The organism is Undibacterium sp. GW821-FHT11B02, from assembly GCF_058808955.1.
The window spans coordinates 159,833-176,576 of the sequence record NZ_JBXASD010000012.1 but is presented as its reverse complement, the minus strand read 5'-3'; the positions used below and the strand labels follow the sequence as shown (position 1 = coordinate 176,576).

The window sequence follows — 16,744 nt, the reverse complement described above, 5'->3', positions numbered from 1 at the left end:
GATATGACTTTATTGGTAAAACTTTGTGGACGGACAACATCAATGACATCACCAACTCAAATCATCAGATTGGCAACAGTACTGTGCGTTGCGCTGCTGATGTCAGCTTGCGCTACAGGTACTGCCCTGAACAATACAGTGCAGCATGCTGTTGGCGATCTTCGATACATTGGAGAACAGCGAATTCCTTTAAAAGCTGTGTATGGTGACACTGTGGTAGGAGGACTGTCGGGGATTGACTACGATCCACGTACTGAGACATGGATATTGGAAAGTGATGACAGGTCAGAGTATAGTCCGGCACGTTTTTATACGGCCAGGCTGGATTATGATCAGGATGCTTTTAAATCAGTGACACTGACGGGAGTGAACTTTTTTAAACAAGCCAATGGAAAAAACTATCCAGATATAAACTTGTTTGCGAAAGAGGGTGGTGAAGTTCCAGACATTGAATCGATACGCTTCGACCCCTTGGACAGCACTATCTGGTATGCAAGCGAAGGTAGCCGGAAATTGGGGCTCAACCCATTTATAAAGCATGCGAATCGGGATGGCAGTTATCTTTCCACCTTACCTGTACCTGCCATGTTTAATGTGTCGCCCAATGAAGAAATTGGGTCAAGGAATAATTTAAGCTTCGAAGGCCTGAGTTTTTCGCCGGACGGAAAATACCTGTGGCTAGGTATGGAAACAGCTTTATATCAGGATGGACCGGTTTCCAGTATTGATAAAGGAGGTATCAGTCGCATCACGCGTTTTGATCGTCAGGGCAAGGTGTTTGAACAATATGCCTATCCACTTGATCCAATTCAGGCGGCGGCAGCACCTGGCAGATTCAGCGATAACGGCGTGTCTGAAATATTGGCGATCAATGAGCATCAGCTATTTGTGCTTGAACGCTCCGGTGTTCAGGATGCGGCAGGTGTTTTCAAATTTTACATCCGCCTTTATGAGTTAGACATTTTAGGGGCAACGGATATTAAGGACATTGCTTCGCTAAAGAATTCAAATTATGTGCCGGTCAGAAAAAGACTGGTCTTGAATTTGAACGAAGCCGGTTTGCCAAAGATTGACAATATAGAAGGCATCGCATGGGGACATAAATTGCCCAACGGGCATGACACCATCGTGCTCGTGTCAGATGATAATTTCGATCAGACCCAGGTTACACAACTTCTGGTTTTTGAAATACTGCCGAAATAGGGCAACGGAACACCTTATTCATGCTCTTCAAAAGTATAAGAGCCTGAATAAGTGAATCACATATTTTAACTAACGCGGTAACACCATCTGCTCAAGTACAAATGGTGCTGCCGATTTAGCACGCTTTTAGCCTGCCTGGTGTTCAGCAAAACTCAATGCGCCAGTCAGATCACCCGGAGGCAAAGCCCCCCGTTCAATAAAGGCCGCGTTACGCACTTTAATACCTTCCAACAGAGGTAAGCCGTGCAAGCGTGTAATAAAACGCAGAATCGACGTTGTATCGTAGAAGCTATGATCAACATTTCCCTTCTTCGCATACGGGGAGACGATAATGGCCGGAATGCGGGATCCAGGCCCCCAGCGATCTCCCTTTGGCGGTGCAACATGATCCCACCAACCACCATTTTCATCGAAGGCAATGACGATCAACATGTTTTTCCACTGGGGGCTTTTTTTCAAATGCTCCAACACATTGGCGACATGCTGATCTCCAGATTCGACATCGGAATAACCTGCATGCAGGTTGAGATTACCCTGTGGTTTATAGAATGTGACAGCTGGCAATTTGCCTGCAATGACATCTGCAAGAAACTTGTTGGAAATGGGACTATCACCCAAGCCACCGTCGCGTAAATGTTCCTTGCGCGCTGATGTGCCTGGTGCAAATTGCTTGAAATAATTAAAAGGTTGGTGGTGATACTGGAAATTTGGTTTTTCACCACCACCCTTATATTCCAAAGCAACTTGCCAGGCACCGCCATACCAGGCCCAACTGACACCTTTCCGTGACAGCAGATCCCCTATGGTGTCATAACTTTGTGGTGGTAATGTGCCCGGGTCTTGCGGGTCTGCCAAGGTCGGGTCGCCGCCTGGGGCAGGCTTGATGTAGCTAGGCTGATAAGGCGGTGCCATAGTGTTGACCGCATAACCGTCAGGAGTAATGGTGCCGTCGTTGACGAATTTTGGCTTGCCATCCAGCGCCGATGCGGGACTATCTTTGTCTACTGCCAGTTTTACCCCGGTTGGGCCGTCTTCAGTGACTACTATCTTTTTCTTTGCTGAGGTATTCGGTGCATCAAAATATTCGGGAGTCCTGCCAGAGATCAGGAACTGGTGATTCAGATACGAGCCACCAAATGCCGCCATGAAGAAATTATCACAAAGGGTATATTGCTGAGCGATTTTCCATAAGTCGAGATTCTTGTGTGTTTCTCCGTAATGGCCCATGGTCAGTGCACCGGAGTCTGCCCAGGCGACGAAACGATCATTTTTCCCCCCGTTGATCTGCATCTGATTTTGATAGAACAGGTGCCATAAATCCCGGGTGATGACCGATTCAGGAAGAGGCAAACCTTCCGCATCCTTCAAAGAAAATGGCGCATTTGGCAGGCCGTTGATCTTGTCTTCAGCAATCACATAATTTTTACCACCCAGGTTTTGCGCACGCGGCACCATTCCACCCCAGATTTTGGGCAAGGTGCTCAAGACAGTACCATCCCTGTCTTTTTGTGTGAAAACAGAGGCAGGAACATTCGACAACGGCTGGCTGACACCAGGGAAATTGCCAAACAGATTATTGAAGCTACGGTTTTCCAGATAAATCACGACCACATTTTTGATATGGGCCTTCAGTTTGGTGTCCAGTGAACCAGCGACGACTTTATCCGTTTTGTGTGTGGCTGCGTCTCCTATGACAGGTATGCTTCCAACAACACTAGCAACAGCTGCACCTTGTAGTAAGCGTCGACGGGATGGATCTGTTGGGAGATCCGGGTCTTCACTATGAGTAGGCGGCTGCTTATCTGACATATTGGCTCCAGAAAGGTGATGAATTAAATAATAAAGTCTTCAATTAATAGCTGTCATTTTCGCTCAAGATTATATGATAGCGCTCGTTCATTTGCTCAATTAATCTATCCCATTTTTTACTTCACGCTTGGTGGAAATTGATATGGCAGGAATTTGGGCGTAAGGTATGGACGTAAGCTACAGGGCCATGATGCATAATGGTATACAGTGCTTTTTTCAAGAGAAAATCATGTCCTCATCAACTACCAAAACAAGTACACCAGAAGATACGTCAACAGATGCCTGTAAGGCTGTCAGGGACAAGCTCCGGCAGTTCGTTGCTGATCGTGACTGGGCGCAGTTTCACACACCCAAAAACCTGGCCAGCGCCTTGACCGTTGAGGCGGCAGAGTTGCTGGAGATTTTTCAATGGCTGCCCACAGGCAAACCGGCAGAATTAAATGAGCAGGCAAGAACTGCTGTTCGCCATGAAATGGCTGATGTAATGAATTACCTCATCATGCTGGCAGACAGCCTGGATGTGGATTTGTTTGCTGCCTGCGAGGAAAAAATTGTGCTGAATGCCTTAAAGTATCCTGCTCCTTTGGTCAAAGGGGATGCCCGGAAATATACTGAATACCATGATCAGGAAAAATCCTGAATCACTTTGATTTCAACGCTGCCAGATAAAACGCTAGTGAAGCAAGGGAAAACATCAGCAGGCAGGCAAAAATCACATTTGGTGACGACGCATGTTGTACCAGGCTGGCAATGATCAGCGGGCCAGCGGCTTTGGAAAACAGCGCCGGGCCTGACATGGCGCCAGAAATCGCACCATAGTTTTCTGTGCCGAACAGGGCTTGTGGAATGGTGCCACGTACGATCGTCAGGATACCATTGCTCAAACCGTAAAAAATACAGAACAATGCGATGGCCCAGGCATGTGTGCCAAACAGTATCAGCGCTATCAGTGCTGCTGGCAAGGCGGCAAAAGTGAACTTGCCCACGGTTTGCGGCATGGCATTTTTTGCCAGGGTCATTTCGCCTATGCGGCCGGCAACCTGCATTGGGCCTATCAGCGCTGCCATGAATACTGCCAGCGCCGCTGGGTGACCGATCTGACCTAATAGAGGGATCAGGTGTACAGACATGGCAGAAAAGACGAAGCTGTTTGCAGAAAAAGCAAATGCCAGTTTCCAGAAAGTAGGATTACGCAAGGCTTCTTGCAGGCTGTGGCTACGGGTTGTTTTTTGTGCCGTTTTTGCTGTTTCCGGATCTGCGGGCGGTGCAGGCTTTTTCGCCTGCAACAGCAAATGCAGGGGCAGGCAAATAAACAACTGGGCAATACCATAGGCAAGATAGGTATCGCGCCAGCCGAGCAATCCATTCAATTTTTGGGTCAGCGGCCAGAATACGGTACTGGCAAAACCACCAAACAGGGTCAGGGTAGAAATAGCCTGCCGGCTGTGGATGGTGAAATGATGGGTGATGGTGGCAAAGGCTGCTTCATACAGTGTCATCGCCATGGCCAACCCCAGTATGCTCCAGGCCAGGAAATAAATCGGCAGCGTGTGTGCGCTGCTCAGTAATATCAGGCCCAGACCGCAAGTGACAGAACCCATGCCCATAACCAGTCTGCCACCATGACGATCCAGCAGCATACCGGAATAGGTGGCGATCATCCCGGCCACCAGCAGGCTCCAGGAAAACGCACCAAACACCAGCTCGGCCCGCCAGCCCATTTCTTTCTGGATTTCCGGAGCCAGGATGGCGATAGCATAATACAGTGATCCCCACGACAGAATTTGTGTGACAGCCAGAATGGCGATGGTTTTCAGGGCGTGCGGGGTATGTTTCATCTTGAAAATAATGGGGCTGCGTTTAGCGTACAGGCGCTTTTCTTGAGCGTGTTAATTGGTCAGCACGTACCAGTTTTAATTGCATGGCAATAGCCGAAGCCGGACATGCCCCCTGCAACTGGCTGGATGCCTTTAGACTGACAGGTAGTTTGCTGGCAGGTATGTCACGAAAGCCGAATTGTTGAAAATACTGTCCGGCATTGGTGGTAAGCAGATACAGGCGTTTTATGCCTGTGGCACGGGCTGCATCAATCAAATGCGTTACCAGTTGTTGGCCACATCCTTGCCCTTGCGCTGCTGGCTCGACGGCAAGAGAGCGTAAGAGGGCGTCTTGCCCATAGACTTCCAATCCACCACAAGCTATTAACTCGCCATTGAGCAAGTTAATCTGAAAGTGTTGGAGATGCGCATAGGCACCTTCCAAGGGCAAGCCCTGGCTGCTTAACAGCAGTCGTATTGCGGGCCAGTCTTTTCTGCTGGCAGACTGAAATGTCAATTGCTCTGGCAGAGTTAAGGTTTTGTCTGATGTTTTACAGATTGGTGGCGCTGCACCACAGCCTGATTTGGTCTCTTTTTGTAGCGCATCGAGCAACACCTGCATGGCAGTTGTGATTGCTGATTGTTGTTTAGCATCGGCGTCAAGCAATAGCTGATCTGCATGACGGTTCAAGCTTGCATCAAGAGCAATTGCGCGTTTTCTGCCTGCAGTTGTCAGGCGCAAACTGACGCTGCGCCGGTTATCTGCATTGACTGTTTTTGATAGTGTGCCGTCCGCCACCAGCGCGTCACTTGCCCGGCTGATCCAGCCTTTGTCAAGACCCAGACGCTTCACCAGCGCTTGCTGGGTAAGACCATCTTCACGCAGCAGTTCTGTCATTAGGTGACATTGCACAGTGGATGCGCCATTGCCGCAATTCGCTTTGGCTCGCTGGTCGCGAGCATAAAGCCGGACAAATTCCCTGATCAAGGCGCCGGTAGAGGTAAGTGTATTCATGAATAAATTTAGGGCGCGTTAACTTGGCTGCAGTCAGGTATTTTCTTTAAATTGTTGCGTTTGACAACGATCATACGCGCTGTTATTAATTGTTGTCAAACACAACTAATGTGCTTAATGGACATTGTGTTCGCTAACTGATAACGGTCAGGGCAAGTAATACAGCTAAGAACCTTTTGCGTATTTGGTAGATGGTTTGCGATCAGGCGGCAGGTTTGTCGCTATCTGTCTCATCCGGTCGTTTGCTGCTGCCTTCCATTTTATAGAATAGCAGGGCCATGCCCGGAGCAAAAATCAACCACAGGAACACCGTCCACATCTGCGCCTGTTTTTCGCCAGATGTAGGCAGGGCCAGATAGGCTTTACCAGGATCGGTTTTGGATACCAGCACCCGTATGGCGGCGCCGGGGACCAGTTCATTTGGTTTCATGCCTGTCATTCTCAGCACGTGATGTGCTTCACAGCGGCTGCAGACGGGTGAAATGGTGTCTGCTGTTCTTTCGATACCGTTGACGATGTAAGAGAAGGTGATCTGTATCAGTTGCTTATTAAAGCCGCCGGTCACAACGTAGCCAGGATTGTCGTCCACGTCATGCACCATCAAAACCACTGTGCCATCAATCTGCTCAAACTCGGTGTCAGGTATGCGCATGGCATTGAGTTTTTGTAAATTATCTATACCCAGATAAATGGCAATAATGGCAAAAATTACGGTGAGTGTTCTGACTATCATCTGATGCGTTCTATGAAAAATAAGCAGGTCACAAGCATATCTTGCGACAGAACCTGAACTGGAATTTTAATCCTGGCGAGTGGCAAGTGGCGATAAATTGTACAGTCGCAACCATGCCAGTGACTTTACCCCCTTATTTGGACACAGGCTTTTCTGGCGATTCATCAAGAAACTCTTTCCTGATGTGCAGGTTTTGTCCCAGATTTTCAAAGTTTGCCGCCTGTTGCAAGTGCTTCTGACTGATTTTTTCCCAATCTGTTGCGGAAGTGCACTTGCTATTGCCTATTTTTGCATTCATGGAGAAGCTGGCGTTTTTGCCCTGGCCCAGCATGATGATGCGGCAGTAAGTGCTGTCCCTGGCTGTTTCCAGTACGTAGGGATGTAGTGCGTCATCATAGAAAGCGACGTTTGCCGGTGTTGGCAGATCTTCCCATTCATTGGCTGGCATGCTGAAAGTCTGCATAAGCTTGCCATTCATGTTGAAGCGCGTGACGATGCGCTTTTTGTCTGAACTGGCATCAGTACAATCAATAAAGCTGGCATTGGCTGGTGCGTTGATGGCCAGTGATGAAGCGCAAATATCGACACCATGACTATCGTCCTCAGTCAGCAGCCTGACATGGGTATCGGCAGATATGGATTTGGAAAATTTTTCTGATCTGGCAACAGCAATGGTTTTATTGTTGATGATACTGACTTTGTCATATTCCAGGTCTTGCCAGATGGGAAAGGAAAACAACCACCATTTCTCTTGCTGGCGGATTGAATAGCTGGTTTGTTGCTTATTATTGGCGTCCGTGGTGGCACCGGGTGTTTTGCTAACTTGACGCGCTTTCAGCCATGGTGTTAATGCGATAGCCTTGTCTTCTTTTCCCTGATAACAGGCAGTCAACCCCAGCAGCGCGGCAAGTAGAGACGTAAGCAAGCCCGTGCGCAACTGAAATTTGTGCAGAAATGGAAAATGGAATGAATGTCTTTGAAATGCCTGCAAGCTGATCTTTCTCTGAAAACAACGTTGAGGATACGGCAAAGACCGATCTTGCCACAATTTGTGGTTGGTACGCTTATATTCTTACTACGGCAAATCAAGGCATAGCTGGTTTGTTGTACTCGATTCACCCATATTCGTATCCACATTCACCTTCATGGCAGCAGCAATGATGCTCATGTCGTGGCCACTGATTTCGACGATACCGAAGCGGAACTGGTAAGCCCAGTTGCGCACACCTGCAGAAAATTCCATGCTTTCGAGCAGCGGATGGATGACTGCCACCTGCGACGGTAGCCACAATACGTCGCGACGGTAGGGGTGAAATCCTTCCCCCATATCTGCCTGATAGGTTTCGCGCGGCTGGACTATGCCCAGGGCAGTAAACGCCTGTAGCCTGATTTTGCTGCCAAAAACCTGACTTGGTGAGTAATAGGCTACCCTGTCGCCAGCTTGCAGACGGCGCAAAGGGCTGGCCTTGCCATGACATACCTGCATGAAACCATCACGCTGACCACGAGCAACATGGTCAGCCGAGGCAACTGCGATCCAGTTGCGTGCCATGATCAGCTTGGCGTAAAGACGCGCAGGCGGTGGCCGTCTGCATCCAGTGCTACAAATGTGTAACCAAAATCCATCGCACATGGTGTTTGTGCAATGCTCAGCCCACGTGCTGCCCACTGTGCATGGGTGGCATCAACGGCGGCACGGTCAGCGACAGCAAAGGCCAGTTCACTGCCACCCACAGCGGTTGCTGCTGGCTCGACAGTGGCTGCAGACCATAAGCCAAACATGACACCGGATTCCAGTTTGAACAAGGCAAAGGTGTCTGAATTTTCTACCGGTGCAAAACCTAGCAATTCGCTATAGAAGGCGGCACTGGCGTGTGGGCTGGAGACATACAAAAGAATATAGCCGGGATTAAACATGAGATGACACTCCTTAAAAATTGGGAACATGCTGTTAGGCGTTGAGCTAAGTACTCAAGGCCTGGCCATGTTATGCCCGGCTAGTGTCAGTTTTTGTCAGTAGTCTTTTGCGGGTGGAATGTCTGAAGTGTGGGAGAGTGAATCAGGTAGCTGCAAGATGAAGAAAATCGACGGATCTACCAGTGTGAATCCGTCGATTTACTTGCCTGCTTATTTACTTGTACAGATGAAAGGATAATGAGTATTGTCTATCAGCGGTATGACACCAAAGAAATCATTCAATACCGATTCTGCCGTGCAGTATGCACCTTCAACCCAGGCCTGGTCATTGGAATAGGCTTCACCGACAATGAAGATATTGGTGTCTGCGCCTGGTACCAGTTGTGAAGGTTTTCGGATTTTTTGCTGTACATCGCCGATATCATAATGTGCAGCCCAGGCATGATAGCCCGCATTGAATGGTGGCAAAGACCAGTCTATGTAAGCAGCATCCAGTGGTTCTGGCACGGCATTAAAGTCGGCATTCGGGCCGAAATGAATGTTCGCCAATTGCTTGCGCACCATCTTCAGCATGCGTGGTGGTACCTTGCGCGGGCCTTTCAATGGCTCGGTGTTTTCGGATAACGGTATATGTCTTTGCTCATCCGGCCCCAGTTCCAGTTCTTGCCAGAAGGTAGTGAACATTTCGTCGTCATAGGCTGCCAGCAGGCCATAGACCGGCTCGGTAGTCTTGTCGGTGGCATTGTTACCAAAATAGACGACCATGCGTACCGGATTATCCGTGACACTGGGGCCTATGGTATTGCGTGTGGATGCTGACAATAACTGCTCTTCCTGTGGCACTGTCAGGCGTTCCTGTATGCGCTGTTCCACAACTTTCAACAGGCTCTGGGTGCTGGAATAGGGCGTGTTCATGATTTCTGCCTGTCCATCCATCGCTGGTTTGGCGATTTTCAACAAGTATCTTTCCGGGAACTGCTGTGCTTCCAATGCCAGCAAGACATCCTTGGTAACTTCGTAACTGGTCAATTGAGGTGGGTAGCTGGCCTGGGTCAGCCACCATGGATCTTTAAAGAACATGCCTATCTTGTAGGATGGTTGCATGATAGCTGCTTCCATGTACAACTGTACTTTCTGACCATTCAATACATCCAGTCCGGCATGGCTTTCGTAGCGTGTCGCCTGTGCTACCAGTTCCAGCGCATAGCGCGGCATGGCCAGCCAGGCCGCATCGGTCGTACCACTGCTGGCTTTTTTGTTAGGCTGGTCGCGCGTGGCAATGCTGTAATGGATGACGTGATCAATATCAAGTATGGAATGCAGGCGACGATTAGGTTGATAGTCGAAAACCACACCCTTGTCTTTTGCCAGTTGCTTGACGGTTTCAAACAAGGCTTTGAACATGCCAGAATAACCGGTAGTCAAAGTTTTGTACTGGTTACCGGGCGTGAATTCATTATTGGCCTGGAAGGCGACTGCGGCATTCCAGTTAATGACGTTTGATGTATAGCCGTTGCCGTCAGCTGAATAGTTATAACCTTCAGAACCCAACTGATCAAACATCAGATTCCAGTAGCCGATATCCTTGAGCTTGTCACCTTTCTGGAAGATGGATGATTCCGGCAATTCGGCAGTAATTTTTCCATGCTGATAAAACAGATCCCATTCGCGTCGTGTTTGTGGGCCAGTGGTGGCGGTGACAGCCAAGTCTTCAACTACAGAAAATCCCTGATTCGGCGACAGGCTCGCAAGGTAGTTATTGGCATTGTAGGGGGCGGGGTTACGCGAGGTCACATCTTGCAGGTAAAAATTTTCGCTGCGCAAGTAGTACAAAGGATTGTCGGATTCATTGAATGGCACGGAGTATTGATCCAGGCCCAGTTTGGAAATGACTGTTGTCACCAGTCTATGGCCGGGGGCTTTGCCGTCATTCGCATCCTTAGCCTTGCTATTCCATTCAGAATAACGCATGCCACCCAGTTCTACATAGGATTTGCTGGGGTCATTCTGATAGTGCCAGGTGCAGACGCGGGCACCGGGTGCGCGGCTACCATGGTTCTCTTTGCTGAAATCATACTTGCCCCAGTCATATAGTTCGAGCGTGTCCCCCTTGCCCAGCAGCTTGTTATGCTCATGTTCTCTGGTTTGCCCGCTTAACAGGCGCCAGGCAGTGTACAGGCCGGCTGCGCCGGCCCCGAAGATGGAATAGGTTTTGGTTTTCATGATGTCCTGTAATCGTTGTCGTAGTTGAATCGATGAGTTGAGGTTTAACCGCTCATTGCCATTGCGTAAAATATTTGTAGCCAGTTGCAAAATGCGAGATATCAAATGGGGTGTGGCCATCCAACGCCAGATCCGCCAGGATGCTTCCTAGCAGTGGTACAAACTTGCCTGCCCAGCCAGTCGCATAAATGACGATATCCTTGTGCGCCGGGACGTAGGCGGGTGCAAAATCGATCAACAATTCCTTGTTGGGGATTTTGCTTAGTGCCACCAGACAGGTAGAGGTATAGTGTGGCAACGGGTCAAGACCCGACATATGGTTTTTAACCCATTCAGCCGTGTAACCCAGCTCTTGTGGATTGGGCACCAAAGTGCGTTGCTCAGGTGAGCTGAGAGGTGTCATCACAAAGTCGGACGCAACCCGTATATAGCCGGGGTAATTCCAGCTGACTTCAGGGAACCCATAGAACTGGTTACCGTTGGTGCCCACAGGATTTTGAAACACAAACCAGGTTGGATATTGAGTCTGTGGTGAGGTTTTTTTATAAAATGCTGATGCCATATTCCAGTAGGTGGCAGCAACCTGAAACTTCAGTAATTTGAAAACGGCATTGGCATAAGGGCCAGGGACAAGCACCAGTTTTTTTGCAGTGAAATTACCTAACGGCGTCGTCACCTCAAATTGCTCGTGACGATGTTCTATTTTGGTGACCGGCGCTTCTTCCTTCAATGTCACGAGGCGGGATTCGCGGTTCCAGTTGAACAAGGTTTGCTGGGTTGCCTTCAAGTCTATGCTGGCACCCTGGGCTTGAAACAAACCAGTGTAAGTGGATGGCAGATCTCTGAAATGATATTGATTTTCAAGCTCTGCAGCAGTGACGGTGGTGTAGGGAACGTCCTGCGCTTTCAGGGCAATTTCTGCCTGCTTGATGTTGCCCTCGGTGGAGTGCACATCCGGGTCGCCAAACCATAAAGTGCCTACTTTATCCATGAGCGGAACTGGTGTCAGGCTTTGCAGTTCATCCCAGAAAGGAATGGATTGCTTGACCAGTTTGACCATGTATTCATCCGGGTAGGGAATGCGAAATTGTCTTGATACCCCGGCAGAGCTGCCCAACTGATTGAGAAAGGTAAATTGCTCAAGCACCAGAGTCTTTACCTTGCGTTTGCTTAAGTGATAGGCAGTTGACAGACCCATAGGGCCGCCACCGATGACGATCACATCAAAGTGGTTTTCATTGTTCATTTGATGTCCTCTGTGTGTTCAATGCGCGTTGCACGCATAGACTGTCTACATCGAGTCATCGTGCCGGATCAGAAAAGGTAAAGATCAGGCACGATGCAATATATATTTGCAAAAGCGGGCTTACGTTATGTCCTGATTAAGGTCGCGACGGAAATATGGGGCCAGTCGATATCCAGAAAATTCAGTATCACGGTCTGTGTGTATTGCAGTTGCAGGAATTGGCTGCCATCCGGGCGCTGTACCGTTTCTATCCAGAAAATGGCATCCATCCTGGTGGCATTGGCATTGGTGGTCACAAAGGGAATATTCACGATGCCACCCACCGGTATCGATGCTACTGATAGCACTGTATTGCTGATGATGTTCTGGCCCTGTATGGCATCGACCAGAGCTTGATTCATATTCGCAACATATTCCTGTTTCATCCCCGGTGGCAGTTTTGACAGTTTGTAAGGGTCAAGATAACCCAGTAGTTTGTGCGCCAGGCCAGGGCCTGTGGGTTTGGAACTGACTGGGGCAATTTGCGGGCCGCCTTTAGCACCAAAACCGCTGCCCTGTGCCAACAGGGAATCCCCATGTGGTATGGTGGATTGCCGGACGACGCTGGCTTTGCCTGGTGGCGCTGTGGTTGCCGGCACGTTCAGCCAGATGCCGGGTTCAATATGGATGCCTTCCAGCGTTTGTGCATCATTGACTTGTTGCAGATAAGTCAGGCCAAAGATATTGATGTCATGTTGTGCCGAACCACGATTGGGCACGGCGCCGCCGATGGCGTTGAATTGTATTCTTTCTGTGGTGGAATTCAGCATCAGGCGAAAATCAAGACCATTTTGCCTGTCAGGGACGGCAATCAGGTTAAAACCGCGGCCAGACCAGGTACCTTCCAGTTCAGACAGGAATCCAAGTGGTGACGTTGCCTGATGGCTGGGTGCTGCGGCACGCAAAGGTGAATTGGCGTTCATAGAAAACATCCTTCCGAGGTTTTACTGCATGGGTAAATATAGAAACGTCGAGCGAAATTCGGCAAGCTGGGTGAATCTGACTGCGCGCAAATAGATTGAAGGCTGATTGCCTAAAGTGCAATTGTATAGTTAATCAATAGTATAGTAAAAAAATTAACTTGTGAAGCGGGATTTTACGTAATCGTGTGAGCGGTGCAGCGGTTATTCGCTGTGTGCTTTTCACAGAAAGAGCAAGGGAATGTAACTGGAAAATGCGTGTATCTGCCAGACAGACTGGTCTCGTTGCATTTCGGATTGATGGAGGGGAACGAAAGGCGGGCTCGTCAGAGCCCGCTTTGCTGATCTAATTTGCGTTTTGTGGCTGTTGCCCTGCACTGTGATATAACGAAGGAATTTTATTCCTGCTGAGCAGCATCATGACCAGACTGGCTGCTGCCAGCATGAACCAGTTCAGTCCCGGCATCTTCATACTCTGCGCCAGGTCAAACAAGACGCCACCAGCCAGGCTGCCTACCATGGTACCCATGCTTTGATAAAACATTTGTTGTGACATCAGCCTGCCAGTATCAGCAGCCGATTTGTTGGCGAAGCGGGCCACCAGTACATCCAATGAAGGGCCATAAAACACCTGGCCGAAAGACAGCAAGATGGCAGAAGCGATGACAGCAGCAGCGCTGTGCGTAAACACCACCATCAGGGCAAAACTGAGGAACAGACAGGCATAGCCTATCTTTAAAAAACGGAAGTGATCAAGCGTGCGTACTGCGCGTTTGGAAATTGGTATCTGGAAAAAAATGATCACCAGGGCAGCCAACCAGAAGGGAGTGGATACTGGTATTTCAGGGGTGAACTTGGGGATGTGCAGGCTGAACCCTATCATTGGTTGTACAGCAAAGCACCAGAATACGGAATTCGACAGGTAAAACATCAGCGGTAGTTCTACCGGTTTGCCTGCATCAGCGACTTCAGTTACATTCGTCTCTGATGTTTCACTTGCCAGCGCCTTTTGCTCCAGGGCCAATCCTTCCTGCTCATGCTCGCTGATGGCACGCATGGCAATCAGCATGAACAGGCCATAAACGATGAAAGTAATCAAGACGATCAGGAACACCAGCTTCAACTGATCATGCGGCACAAAACTGGCTGTCAGGTAACCACCCACCAGGCCCATACGAATGGCAAAAGCCAGTTTGCTGAATAAGGAAGTCTGGTCCAGGCCCTTGAGTTTCAATAAATAATTTTTTAATCCTGGGAAAGACAGGCCACTGCCCAGGCCCGCCAGTAAGGCAAACAGGGCCAGTGCCCAAGCCTGATTCAGGTAAGCCATGAAATACAGAGCTATACCTTCCAGCAAGATATTGCCTGAAATTACCAGCGGGTGATTGGCCACGCGGGAAAACCTGGAGCCCATGTATGAGCCCAACACTCGCCCCAGGTTCAAGCCAAACAAAATCGATGCGGCCCAAAATCCCGAGAATGCTTTGCCGGTTTCAGAAACGATGATAGGTGTATATAAGGCAACGCCGCCGGATGCAATTGCGACACCAATGTAAATCAGATAGGAATTGAATACAGGATTGAATTTCTTGGTTTGCATAGGTCAGGGCGTAAGCGCTTGGGCGGCGCTATGAAAACTAAAGGCAGAAACAGCAGGAAATGCATATCAGCATGGACAAACTTCATGTTGTGATGCTGCAAAACATGAAAAGTTCATCGATATGAATAAATCAGATATCCCCTGAATTGTACGCTTAATTTGCAGAGCCTGTTGCCGGACTGCAATATGCTGAGAAATTCAGCTTGCGGCCAATCAGATTTTTCCCAGATACAGCCAGGTCCAGCCTGCCATCAGACAGACGCTAAGCAATAGCAAACCAGTCGCCCCATTTGGCCGCAAGATGCCCAGATAACCGATGGCGACCGTCGCCACCCCTTTTTTAACCTGCTTCATACTGCGCCAGCGTTGTATGAATTTCAGCATCGACAGTACAAAAGTAAACGTCGCACACGACAATAAAGTAACCCTGAACACGTTCAGTAAATTTAACTCACCCAGAGATATTTTCTTATATGCCAGACCAATGAGCGCCATCATGACGGCTGCGCCGATGGAAATGGCGACGTTGGCATACATGGTCTTACGGCTGTTGATGGCAGCGTCTTCCAGTTCACACTTAAGCAAGTCAACTTTTTCATTGATCAGTGTGGAGGTTTCATGCTTGATGGCGAGTATGCGCTGGTCTATCGCCGCGCCTATCTGTGCGGTGGAATAATCAATGAGTTCTCTGATGTCATCCTTGGTCATGCTGCGCTGGCTATGGATTTCATCAGACAGCAGGGCGATATTTCTGTCCACCTGCTCGCCGGCCTGGCGTATCACTTCAGATAATTCATTACTCACCTGGTGGATGGATCTGTCCACCAATGGCGCTACCCGTTCATCAATGACACGGTTAAGGCTCTGTTCAAAAGCAGACGATGCCTGTTTCAGATTCAATGGGTCAAACGCCATCTTTTCTCCGGTGACTTAGCTTCCTGCTCATGTATATCGCGTCGGTTGGATAAATTTCAAGACTGCTGCCTAATTTGATGACAAACATCGTGCTCAATAGTCGTTGCCAAAGTCTAGTCAGTCGATACCAATGAGTTACTAAAACAGTACTTAGGTATTTTTGATTTTATTTTTGCAAGTCTTTATATAAACTGCAACTTGTTCCCTGGGCAACAAAATGTTGTTTATGGCCGTGCGGCCATAAACCTTTGATGCTTCAGGCCTGGTTTTCTGATTCAGTTCAGATACATAAACAAATGAACAAAGGTTTCTTATGTTGATTAAAAAAATTTCCATTATCGTGTGCGCAACTGCGGGCATGCTTGCCAGTTCGTTCGCTTCTGCCCAGGTCTATTTCGGTGGCTCGGTTGGTCAGAGTGACAAAGGCAATTACTGTAGTGACAGCACAAACTGCGATTCCAAAGCTACCAGTTACAAGGTTTTTGGTGGCTATAACATAGACAAAAATTTTGCGGTGGAAAGCAGCTATTTTTCAGCTGGAAAAACATCGATCAATTCGGGTCTTGCGCTTGGGCGTAGCGAGCAAAAAAAAACCGGGTTCAGCCTGGCCGGTGTGTATAACTATGAATTCAATGAAGCTTTTTCCGGGTTTGCAAAATTGGGTTTAGCACGTTTGAAAACCGATTCCTTTTACGATACTTCTGGCCTGCCCCCAACGAGTTACGCATATACTGAAAACCATGCGTTATATGGGCTTGGATTGACTTACAAGATCAATCCGAATCTCTCAGTTCGGACCGAATTTGAGATATATAACCCCAAGACTTTTTCTAATAGGGGAACATCCGTAAGCAATCTGTCGGCTGGCTTGCAATACAATTTTTAAGTTATGGCCTGGAGTTGATAAGTACATTTCTGCTTATCAACGCCACCAGCAAAATTCTGCAGTTTCAGGCGCGACTTGTTTTAACAGGTTTCTTTGCTTTTTTTACTGGTACTGGCAGGGCGGCAGCAGTGGCACGTGCCAAGGCCGTCAAGCCATCTCTGTCTTCAAGTAACTCACTATCAATCAGATACCAGGGCTTGGCCTGGGGATAAGGTGGGGCTTCAGTGACTGTACCTAACAGTTCCCTTCCTGCTGCCGTAGGTTTGACGAATAACTGATCATCACATATCAGCGCAAACATTTTCCCGGACATATACAGCGCATACTCGCCAAACATTTTCTTGGCGATCACTTCGTCACAGGCACTTAACTGATCGAGAATAAATTCAACAAAACTTGCTTGTGATGCCATAACCTCATC

Annotated in this window: 16 protein-coding genes; 3 read left to right on the top strand and 13 right to left on the bottom strand. The window is 48.6% G+C overall.

The window, feature by feature from the left end; all coding sequences use genetic code 11:
- The first annotated feature begins 3 nt into the window (after positions 1-3).
- A complete protein-coding gene (locus AC1RVX_RS23665) occupies positions 4-1,203 on the top strand; it encodes an esterase-like activity of phytase family protein (RefSeq protein ID WP_493219044.1) in 1,200 nt (399 codons plus the stop codon).
- 126 nt (positions 1,204-1,329) lie between these two features.
- Here the strand turns inward: AC1RVX_RS23665 and AC1RVX_RS23660 are convergent, their stop codons facing one another.
- Positions 1,330-3,012, bottom strand: a complete 1,683-nt coding sequence (locus AC1RVX_RS23660; RefSeq protein ID WP_493219043.1) for an acid phosphatase — start codon at positions 3,010-3,012, stop codon at positions 1,330-1,332.
- A gap of 229 nt (positions 3,013-3,241) precedes the next feature.
- On the opposite strand from AC1RVX_RS23660, the gene AC1RVX_RS23655 reads away from it, so the two are divergent.
- Positions 3,242-3,652, top strand: coding sequence for a nucleotide pyrophosphohydrolase (locus tag AC1RVX_RS23655; protein ID WP_493219042.1), 411 nt, complete (start codon positions 3,242-3,244; stop codon positions 3,650-3,652).
- Between the two features lies 1 nt (position 3,653).
- On the opposite strand, the gene AC1RVX_RS23650 is transcribed toward AC1RVX_RS23655, so the two are convergent.
- From AC1RVX_RS23650 to AC1RVX_RS23600, 11 genes are all read right to left on the bottom strand, one after another.
- Positions 3,654-4,850: an MFS transporter gene (locus AC1RVX_RS23650; RefSeq protein ID WP_493219041.1), complete on the bottom strand. Its 1,197-nt coding sequence runs from the start codon at positions 4,848-4,850 to the stop codon at positions 3,654-3,656.
- A 22-nt stretch (positions 4,851-4,872) separates the two neighbouring features.
- Positions 4,873-5,844, bottom strand: coding sequence for an arsenic resistance N-acetyltransferase ArsN2 (gene arsN2, locus AC1RVX_RS23645; protein ID WP_493219040.1), 972 nt, complete (start codon positions 5,842-5,844; stop codon positions 4,873-4,875).
- 202 nt (positions 5,845-6,046) lie between these two features.
- On the bottom strand, positions 6,047-6,577 hold the full coding sequence (locus AC1RVX_RS23640; protein ID WP_493219039.1) for a hypothetical protein: 531 nt from the start codon (positions 6,575-6,577) through the stop codon (positions 6,047-6,049).
- A 133-nt stretch (positions 6,578-6,710) separates the two neighbouring features.
- The gene (locus AC1RVX_RS23635; protein WP_493219038.1) at positions 6,711-7,502 is read right to left on the bottom strand and encodes a hypothetical protein; all 792 of its coding nucleotides are present in this window, start codon (positions 7,500-7,502) and stop codon (positions 6,711-6,713) included.
- A 150-nt stretch (positions 7,503-7,652) separates the two neighbouring features.
- On the bottom strand, positions 7,653-8,129 hold the full coding sequence (locus AC1RVX_RS23630; protein ID WP_493219037.1) for an EVE domain-containing protein: 477 nt from the start codon (positions 8,127-8,129) through the stop codon (positions 7,653-7,655).
- A gap of 2 nt (positions 8,130-8,131) precedes the next feature.
- Positions 8,132-8,494, bottom strand: coding sequence for a VOC family protein (locus tag AC1RVX_RS23625; RefSeq protein WP_493219036.1), 363 nt, complete (start codon positions 8,492-8,494; stop codon positions 8,132-8,134).
- A gap of 210 nt (positions 8,495-8,704) precedes the next feature.
- Positions 8,705-10,717 carry a flavin monoamine oxidase family protein gene (locus tag AC1RVX_RS23620; protein ID WP_493219035.1) on the bottom strand — a complete coding sequence of 671 codons (2,013 nt, stop codon included), beginning with the start codon at positions 10,715-10,717 and terminating at the stop codon, positions 8,705-8,707.
- Between the two features lie 52 nt (positions 10,718-10,769).
- Positions 10,770-11,963, bottom strand: a complete 1,194-nt coding sequence (locus AC1RVX_RS23615) for an FAD-dependent oxidoreductase (RefSeq protein ID WP_493219034.1) — start codon at positions 11,961-11,963, stop codon at positions 10,770-10,772.
- Positions 11,964-12,088: 125 nt separating this feature from the next.
- Positions 12,089-12,925, bottom strand: a complete 837-nt coding sequence (locus AC1RVX_RS23610; protein ID WP_493219033.1) for a heme-binding protein — start codon at positions 12,923-12,925, stop codon at positions 12,089-12,091.
- Between the two features lie 343 nt (positions 12,926-13,268).
- Positions 13,269-14,522: an MFS transporter gene (locus AC1RVX_RS23605; protein ID WP_493219032.1), complete on the bottom strand. Its 1,254-nt coding sequence runs from the start codon at positions 14,520-14,522 to the stop codon at positions 13,269-13,271.
- A gap of 213 nt (positions 14,523-14,735) precedes the next feature.
- Complete coding sequence (locus AC1RVX_RS23600; protein WP_493219031.1) at positions 14,736-15,437, bottom strand: hypothetical protein; 702 nt, start codon at positions 15,435-15,437, stop codon at positions 14,736-14,738.
- Between the two features lie 313 nt (positions 15,438-15,750).
- On the opposite strand from AC1RVX_RS23600, the gene AC1RVX_RS23595 reads away from it, so the two are divergent.
- Positions 15,751-16,323 carry an outer membrane beta-barrel protein gene (locus AC1RVX_RS23595; RefSeq protein ID WP_493219030.1) on the top strand — a complete coding sequence of 191 codons (573 nt, stop codon included), beginning with the start codon at positions 15,751-15,753 and terminating at the stop codon, positions 16,321-16,323.
- A 64-nt stretch (positions 16,324-16,387) separates the two neighbouring features.
- Here the strand turns inward: AC1RVX_RS23595 and AC1RVX_RS23590 are convergent, their stop codons facing one another.
- Positions 16,388-16,735, bottom strand: coding sequence for a TfoX/Sxy family protein (locus AC1RVX_RS23590; RefSeq protein ID WP_493219029.1), 348 nt, complete (start codon positions 16,733-16,735; stop codon positions 16,388-16,390).
- Positions 16,736-16,744 lie beyond the last annotated feature (9 nt).

Excerpts from the sequence above, each read along its gene's own strand:
- AC1RVX_RS23665 (WP_493219044.1), top strand. The coding sequence starts at position 4 with ATGACTTTATTGGTAAAACTTTGTGGACGGACAACATCAATGACATCA.
- AC1RVX_RS23660 (WP_493219043.1), bottom strand. The coding sequence starts at position 3,012 with ATGTCAGATAAGCAGCCGCCTACTCATAGTGAAGACCCGGATCTCCCA.
- AC1RVX_RS23655 (WP_493219042.1), top strand. The coding sequence starts at position 3,242 with ATGTCCTCATCAACTACCAAAACAAGTACACCAGAAGATACGTCAACA.
- AC1RVX_RS23650 (WP_493219041.1), bottom strand. The coding sequence starts at position 4,850 with ATGAAACATACCCCGCACGCCCTGAAAACCATCGCCATTCTGGCTGTC.
- arsN2 (WP_493219040.1), bottom strand. The coding sequence starts at position 5,844 with ATGAATACACTTACCTCTACCGGCGCCTTGATCAGGGAATTTGTCCGG.
- AC1RVX_RS23640 (WP_493219039.1), bottom strand. The coding sequence starts at position 6,577 with ATGATAGTCAGAACACTCACCGTAATTTTTGCCATTATTGCCATTTAT.
- AC1RVX_RS23630 (WP_493219037.1), bottom strand. The coding sequence starts at position 8,129 with ATGGCACGCAACTGGATCGCAGTTGCCTCGGCTGACCATGTTGCTCGT.
- AC1RVX_RS23625 (WP_493219036.1), bottom strand. The coding sequence starts at position 8,494 with ATGTTTAATCCCGGCTATATTCTTTTGTATGTCTCCAGCCCACACGCC.
- AC1RVX_RS23620 (WP_493219035.1), bottom strand. The coding sequence starts at position 10,717 with ATGAAAACCAAAACCTATTCCATCTTCGGGGCCGGCGCAGCCGGCCTG.
- AC1RVX_RS23615 (WP_493219034.1), bottom strand. The coding sequence starts at position 11,963 with ATGAACAATGAAAACCACTTTGATGTGATCGTCATCGGTGGCGGCCCT.
- AC1RVX_RS23610 (WP_493219033.1), bottom strand. The coding sequence starts at position 12,925 with ATGAACGCCAATTCACCTTTGCGTGCCGCAGCACCCAGCCATCAGGCA.
- AC1RVX_RS23605 (WP_493219032.1), bottom strand. The coding sequence starts at position 14,522 with ATGCAAACCAAGAAATTCAATCCTGTATTCAATTCCTATCTGATTTAC.
- AC1RVX_RS23600 (WP_493219031.1), bottom strand. The coding sequence starts at position 15,437 with ATGGCGTTTGACCCATTGAATCTGAAACAGGCATCGTCTGCTTTTGAA.
- AC1RVX_RS23595 (WP_493219030.1), top strand. The coding sequence starts at position 15,751 with ATGTTGATTAAAAAAATTTCCATTATCGTGTGCGCAACTGCGGGCATG.
- AC1RVX_RS23590 (WP_493219029.1), bottom strand. The coding sequence starts at position 16,735 with ATGGCATCACAAGCAAGTTTTGTTGAATTTATTCTCGATCAGTTAAGT.